The organism is bacterium, assembly GCA_018812485.1.
GTDB lineage: Bacteria > JAHJDO01 > JAHJDO01 > JAHJDO01 > JAHJDO01 > JAHJDO01.
This window is the reverse complement of sequence record JAHJDO010000061.1, coordinates 1-6,848: the sequence shown is the minus strand read 5'-3', so window position 1 is coordinate 6,848 and position 6,848 is coordinate 1. Positions and strand designations below refer to the sequence as shown.

General features: G+C 36.7%; 6 protein-coding genes. All 6 read left to right on the top strand.

What is annotated here, in order from left to right:
• The first annotated feature begins 236 nt into the window (after window positions 1-236).
• From KKC91_04750 to KKC91_04725, 6 genes are read left to right on the top strand one after another with little or no spacing between them, the layout of a single operon-like run.
• Window positions 237-473, top strand: a complete 237-nt coding sequence (locus tag KKC91_04750; GenBank protein MBU0477859.1) for a MerR family transcriptional regulator — start codon at window positions 237-239, stop codon at window positions 471-473.
• A complete protein-coding gene (locus tag KKC91_04745) occupies window positions 470-1,282 on the top strand; it encodes an AAA family ATPase (GenBank protein MBU0477858.1) in 813 nt (270 codons plus the stop codon). The genes KKC91_04750 and KKC91_04745 overlap by 4 nt, the downstream gene beginning before the upstream one ends.
• Complete coding sequence (locus tag KKC91_04740) at window positions 1,275-1,859, top strand: hypothetical protein (protein ID MBU0477857.1); 585 nt, start codon at window positions 1,275-1,277, stop codon at window positions 1,857-1,859. Before KKC91_04745 ends, KKC91_04740 begins: the two co-directional genes overlap by 8 nt.
• Before the next feature lie 18 nt (window positions 1,860-1,877).
• Window positions 1,878-3,740 (top strand): hypothetical protein, encoded by a 1,863-nt coding sequence (locus tag KKC91_04735; protein MBU0477856.1) that lies wholly within the window; start codon window positions 1,878-1,880, stop codon window positions 3,738-3,740.
• A gap of 18 nt (window positions 3,741-3,758) precedes the next feature.
• Window positions 3,759-5,453, top strand: coding sequence for a Flp pilus assembly complex ATPase component TadA (tadA, locus tag KKC91_04730; GenBank protein MBU0477855.1), 1,695 nt, complete (start codon window positions 3,759-3,761; stop codon window positions 5,451-5,453).
• 2 nt (window positions 5,454-5,455) lie between these two features.
• Window positions 5,456-6,667, top strand: coding sequence for a type II secretion system F family protein (locus KKC91_04725; protein MBU0477854.1), 1,212 nt, complete (start codon window positions 5,456-5,458; stop codon window positions 6,665-6,667).
• Window positions 6,668-6,848 lie beyond the last annotated feature (181 nt).

The window sequence follows — 6,848 nt, the reverse complement described above, 5'->3', positions numbered from 1 at the left end:
GCCTATACAGGAAAGTTATGTCTTAAATAGCTGTTATAAGACCTGGTCAGGTCTTATAAGAAAGAAAATGCCTAAATAAAGATTATTTTCTGTCCTCTGAACTGTTTTTGAAGACTGAAATAACAAAATTTGGAGATATGTTTAAATCAATGTCGGATTTTGGGTGCTTGACACTTGACTTGACAAAAGATAAGTATTTTGATAGATTACTCTTTACCTAGAGAGTAGATTGGAATATGGAAAATATTTATCTTGTTAAAGACTTATCAGGCATAACAGGTGTTTCTGTTTATACAATAAAGTATTACTTAAAACTTGGCTTAATAAAAGAAATTGGGAGAACATCTCAATTAAACTATAGATACTTTAATGATTTTACAGTTAAGCAGTTAGCTAAAATAAGAAGATTGAGAAAAGAAGGGATTTCTATAGGAAAAATACAGAGCATGATAAAAGAAGGGGCATTGAAGTGAGTTATTTTGAGGAACTGGGATTAAAAGAAGAACCCTTTTCTACGAGTCCGGATCCTAATTTCTTTTACCAATCGCGAGAACATGGCAGTGCATTAAGAAGACTTGAGATTGCAATTCGCTTAAAAAGAGGAATGAGCTTAGTTCTTGGGGATGTTGGTGTTGGAAAGACTACATTGAGCAGAATTCTTATGCAGTCTTTTTATAACGAAAATGGCTTTATTTTTCATATGATATTGAATCCAAACTATAAGTCGGAATTTCAATTTCTTAATTCTTTAGCAAAGCGCTTTGGCATAGATGGAGACCTCCGTTCATCAATGGATTGTCAGGATGCTATTGAAAGGTATCTGTTCCGGAAAGGCGTAGAGGAAGAGAAAACAGTAGTTTTATTAATTGATGAAGGACAAAAGCTGTCACAGCCTTTTTTAGAGATTTTGCGCACTCTTTTGAATTATGAAACTAATAAATATAAACTCTTACAGCTTATTATCATGTCTCAGCTGGAATTGCTTCCTAAGATAAAACATGTTAGAAATTTTACTGACAGAGTTAGTTTAAAATATATTATTAACCCTCTAGGTCAGGAGGATACAAAGAAGCTGATTCTGTTTCGTCTTAAGCAGGCAGGACTGAATAATTTTAGAGATGTCTTTACAGATGATGCTATAGACGAGATATATAAATGCTCTCTTGGATATCCCAGAAGAATAGCCCTGTTGTGCCACGATACATTGGAGAATTTGATTATAGAGGGCAAGAAGATTGTTGATAAAGAACTTGTTCTTAAAACTATTGAGCGTAATGAATAACTTTCATCCTGAAGATCGATTGTTAAGATTAATAAGAGGAGAAAAAAAGGAGTGGGAAGGCTCTGATCGGTTAAAACAGGTGCTTTCTGTATTAAAAACAAAACCAATCGTGTCAATTAATCAAATACTTTCTGTTATTATTTCTATGCTTCTTATTTATACAGCTTATGTCTGGATAAGACCTGGACCATCAGAAGAGATGTTAATTGCAAGCCCAAGGGGCGTTTCTTTGAAAAGCATAGATAAAAAGCAACAAATTGGTTTAAAGAGCCAGAATTTGGAACCATCTTCATTCTATTCATCAATGGCAAAAAAGCGTAATCTATTTAAGCAATTAACAGCTAATTCTGTTATTCTGCCAGAGGCAGGGGTAGATATAAGGCAGGTTATAAAGGATTTAAATCTGGTTGGAATAGTTTTAGATGAGAGCCCTCAGGCAATTATAGAGGATAGAAAGACAAAAAGTGTTCATTACGTTAATGAAGGAAGTACTGTGGGAGAGTTAAAAGTCAGCAAGATTTCAGAATCAAGCGTTACTTTAAGTTATGGACTAGAAACAATAGATTTATTTCTATAAAAAAAAGGGGTGTTTGCTATGAGAAGAATAGTTTTGTTTTTGGTGGCAGTGTTTATTTGTGTTCAACCTAACATGTCTGTATTTTCTCAACCTGAGGAACCCTTAGAGGCACCTTCTCTAATATCTTTTGAAGAAGCTGAAAGAACACCTCCAAAGGTAAAAAAAGAGCCTTTAAAAATGCCCATCGGAACATCTCCAAAAACATCTATCAAGGAGACGGACGATATATCTTCTTCAAAGATCACTCTTTTGGAACTCAAGAATATGGATATCCTTGAAGCATTTAAGCTTCTGTCTAAAAAGAGTGGAGTGAATATTGTTGCCAGTAATAGCGTAAGAGGGAAAATAAGTATTTTTTTAAGAAATGTGGATGCATGGGATGTGCTTAGAATGATATTTGAGACAAATAACCTTGCTTATGAAGAAAAAGGGGATATTATTAAAGTAATGACGGAGAAGGAATATGAAGCAATTCATGGCAGGAAATTCAAAGATCCGAGGGAAATTAAAATATATCAGCTAAAATATGCAACGGCTACTGATGTAAAAAAAGCACTGGATCAGATGAAAACAAAGATTGGGGGAATTGTTGTTGATGAGAGAACAAACACATTAATTATAAATGATGTTATTAACGCAGAATCAAGACTTGACGAAATTATTAAGGAATTAGATAGTCCTTATATCACAAAAACTTTTATACTTGAGTATGCAGATCCTAAGGAGATGGAGGGAAAGCTGAAAAAACTTATCTCCAGCAAGGGACATATTCAGATAGACCAGAAAGCAGGTAAGATTATACTCATTGATATACCGAAAAATGTTGAACTGGCAGCAAAAATTATTGAGGAATGCGATTCTATGTCAGCAACAGTTACAGAAGTATTTGAACTTAATTATGCTAAGGTTGAAGATATAGAAGCAAAACTTGCAAAAGAAGTTACCAAGAATATTGGCAGTATTATAGGAGATAAGACCACGAATAAGATAATCGTAACAGACCTGCCTTCAAATATGGAAAAACTTTCTGAAATAATCAGGGCTACTGATACAAGAACAAGAGAGGTATTAATTGAAGCAAGAATTATCCAGATCACTCTAACTGATGAATACAAAATGGGCGTAAACTGGGATTATCTTTTCTCAAAGAACAAAAACGCAGAGATCATAGGTAAATTTGAACTGGCTGCAAAGGATAGCTTTTCTCCAGGTATGACCCTTTCTCTTGGTAAGCTGGCTGTAGATAAATATACAGGCTTTCTTCAGGCGCTGAATACAATCGGAAAGGCAAATCTCCTCCAGAGCCCGAGAATAACAGTTATCAACAATGCTGAAGCCAGAATACATGTAGGAGAAACCAGACCCTATGTTACTACCACTGTCTCACAGGGCTCTTCCACAACAGAGACTGCAGAAAGTGTCACAAATGTTGATGTGGGAGTAACGCTTTCTGTTGTGCCCACAATAAATGACCATGGCTTTATTACTATGAAGATCAAGCCTGAAGTAAGCTCAGTTTCAGGCACTGTAACAACATCTGAGGGAAATACTATACCCGTAGTCTCAAAATCTGAGACAGAAACAACAGTCATGGTAAAGGATGGTGTTACAATAGTTATGGCAGGTCTTATAAAAGATGAGTTAACAGATACGAACAGCGGGATTCCCTTTTTAAGAAAAATTCCCATATTTGGGTATTTGTTTGGCAAGATAGATAAGGATATAATTAAAAAGGAGATAGTAATTTTTCTTACGCCGCATATAGTCTCTGGAGAACATGATTTACCAACTGCTGCCAGGAATGAAATAGATAAGAAAGTATTAGACGAAAGCAAAATAAAAGAGACAACTGTTCATGAGGAAATAAAAAAACATAATTGATGAGTTGGAGGATGAGTTATGCTTTTTAAGGAAAATTTGCGTTTGGGTGAGCTGCTTGTTGCAAATGATATTATCTCAGATAAGCAGTTAGAACTGGCTTTATCGCAGCATCAAAAGATTGGAGAATTCCTTGGACGCACAGTTGTTAAAATGGGAATCGCTTCTGAAGAAGAAGTTTTGCCTCTTTTATCCAAGAAACTAAAGATTTCATATATTCAGATACAGAAGCTTACTATTCCCCCAGATGTAATAAAAAAGGTTCCTGCAAAGTTTGCATGCCACTATGAGCTGATTCCTATCAAATTAGAGGGTAAAGTATTAACTGTTGCCTTAACTGATCCGTCAAATCTTGAGTTTATAGATGATTTAACACTACTTCTTGGCTATAAGATCAACCCAATGCTTGCTGGTGAGTTAGATATTATGAAAGGTTTAAAAAAATATTATGGCATTGGCGCTGAAACTATAGAGGAAATGATGAAACAATCCTCTCAAACGGAGGCAATAAAAATGGTGGAGACTTCTGTTGATAATATAGAAGAGCTAGCCACAGATGCTTCTATAATAAAGTTTGTGAATCAGATACTTTTAGAAGCATACAGGGATAGAGCTACAGACATTCATATAGAACCATATGAAGACGAGTTGCGTATAAGATACCGTATTGATGGCATACTGCATGACGCAAAGGTGCCTAAATCTGTTAAGCACTTTCGAGAGGCTCTGGTTTCTAGAATAAAAATAATGGCCTCTCTAAACATAGCTGAAAGACGTATGCCTCAGGATGGAAGGATAAAAGTAAAGATAGGGAATGCTGAGCTGGATTTAAGAATATCAGTTCTTCCAACACCTTTTGGGGAAAGTGTGAATATGAGGTTACTATCTAGTAATGTTTTTCTGGGATTGGATGTCTTGGGTCTTTCTCCAGGACATCTCGAAATTTTGAAATCTGTGATACATAAGCCGCATGGAATAATTCTCCTGACAGGGCCTACAGGAAGTGGAAAGACTACAACGTTATATGCATGTTTGAGTGAAATAAACGATAGCGAAAAAAAAATAGTTACAATAGAAGACCCAATTGAGTATCAGTTAAGGGGGATTTCTCAGATTCAAGTGTTACCAAAAATAGATCTAACGTTTGCTAGAGGCCTGCGTTCAATGCTTCGTCATGATCCTGACATTATGATGGTAGGAGAGATACGGGATTTTGAGACGGCTGAAACAACAATACGAACAGCTCTTACAGGACACCTGGTTTTCTCTACGCTGCATACAAATGATGCTGCAGGAGCTATGACAAGGCTTCTTGACATGGGAATAGAGGCATATTTATTGGCATCGTCTCTTGAGTGTGTGATAGCGCAAAGACTTCTGAGAGTTATATGCGAGGATTGCAAAGAGATCGTAAAAAATCCTGCTATACAGAAAAAAAGTTTAGAAATACCACAGGAAACAAAAATATTCATGGGGAAAGGATGCGAGAAGTGTAGATTTACAGGGTTCAAAGGCAGGACTGCAATACATGAGATGCTGGTAATTAATGATGAAATCCGTGAGCTTATAGTAAAGCGGGTATCAGCTAATATAATCAGAGACAAGGCTATTTCTCAGGGAATGAAGACACTGCGTCAGGATGGATTGGACAAGGTTTGTAAGGGAATTACTACTATTGAAGAAGTTCTTCGAGTAACGCAGCAGGAGGAGAAATAGCTATGCCTGTTTTCTCATACAAAGCGAAACATGGTCCTGAAAAAGTAATATCAGGAGTCATTGAAGCAGAAAATCAGGACATTGCATTAAGCAGACTGGATAAAATGGGCTATTTTGTCTTGTCTATAGGTGCAGGTAAAGAGAAAAAAGGCTTTAAGTCCAGCCTTGGAATTTTTCAGCGTATCGGTTTAAAGCATATTAGTTTATTCACCAGACAATTATCAGATTTATTGGATGCTGGGGTTCCTCTCCTGGAATCGATAGCCATATTATCTAAACAGGCAGACAACACGCTTCTCAGCGCCGTTCTGGATGAAATATACACTGATATTAAGGATGGCAAGAGCTTATCTGAATCCTTAGCTGAATATCCAAAGCTCTTTTCTCCACTTTATATTAATATGGTTACTTCCGGCGAGACAGGGGGGATATTAGAGGGCGTTCTATTGAGACTTGCGGATTTTTATGAGAGCGAAGAGGAAATAAAATCAAAGATAAAAGCGGCTCTCACCTACCCTATACTTATGTTTTTTGCCGGAATAGGCACGATTATAGTGCTTTTGACATTTGTAATTCCTAAATTGGTGGTTATGTTTGAAGATATGGGACAAAGACTGCCTTTACCAACCCAGATTTTAGTATCTTCAAGTAATTTCATTGTTGAATTCTGGTGGGTGCCCGTTGCGGTTATATTCCTAATTATAATCCTTTTTAAACGGTTAAAGAATACAAAAGAAGGAGGTCTCGTAATTGACAGGTGGAAGCTTGCAATTCCTCTGGTCGGTAAGCTTATTCAAAAGGTTGAAGTAAGCCGTTTTTCCAGAACTCTTGCAACCCTACTTGAAAATGGGGTGCCGATCCTAGCGTCTCTGAACATAGTAAAGAACACTATTACTAATAGGGCTATATCTGGAGAGATAGAAAGAGCTGCTAAGGATGTCTCAGAAGGCAATAAACTTGCAGCCAGCCTTGGGAGAGGACTGTGGATTCCTGTTTTTGTAACAAACATGATTGCTGTTGGAGAGGAAAGTGGGGCATTAGAGAAGTCTTTATTGAAAATATCTGATACATATGCCCGCCAGGTTGATAGAACAACAAAGACCTTAACTTCATTACTGGAACCTGCAATGATCCTTATTATGGGGTCTATTGTAGGGTTTATAGTAATAAGTATGCTTTTACCAATATTCCAAATTAATATTTTAATACACTAGGAGGAGATAAAATGTCAAATATCAAACGTCAAATGTCAAAGAAAGGATTTACTCTGATTGAGCGTGTGCCCAGCGAAGGCTGGAGGAACTAGTCTGATGAAAAGAACAGACCCTACTAATTACCCAATTCAGGTAGGTAGCCTGACTGCTGGGGCGTGTGGTAACATACGTTCTCAATGCG

What these genes read in the sequence shown, in the direction of transcription:
- KKC91_04750 (MBU0477859.1), top strand. Translation starts at nt 237, where the DNA reads ATGGAAAATATTTATCTTGTTAAAGACTTATCAGGCATAACAGGTGTT.
- KKC91_04740 (MBU0477857.1), top strand. Translation starts at nt 1,275, where the DNA reads ATGAATAACTTTCATCCTGAAGATCGATTGTTAAGATTAATAAGAGGA.
- KKC91_04735 (MBU0477856.1), top strand. Translation starts at nt 1,878, where the DNA reads ATGAGAAGAATAGTTTTGTTTTTGGTGGCAGTGTTTATTTGTGTTCAA.
- tadA (MBU0477855.1), top strand. Translation starts at nt 3,759, where the DNA reads ATGCTTTTTAAGGAAAATTTGCGTTTGGGTGAGCTGCTTGTTGCAAAT.
- KKC91_04725 (MBU0477854.1), top strand. Translation starts at nt 5,456, where the DNA reads ATGCCTGTTTTCTCATACAAAGCGAAACATGGTCCTGAAAAAGTAATA.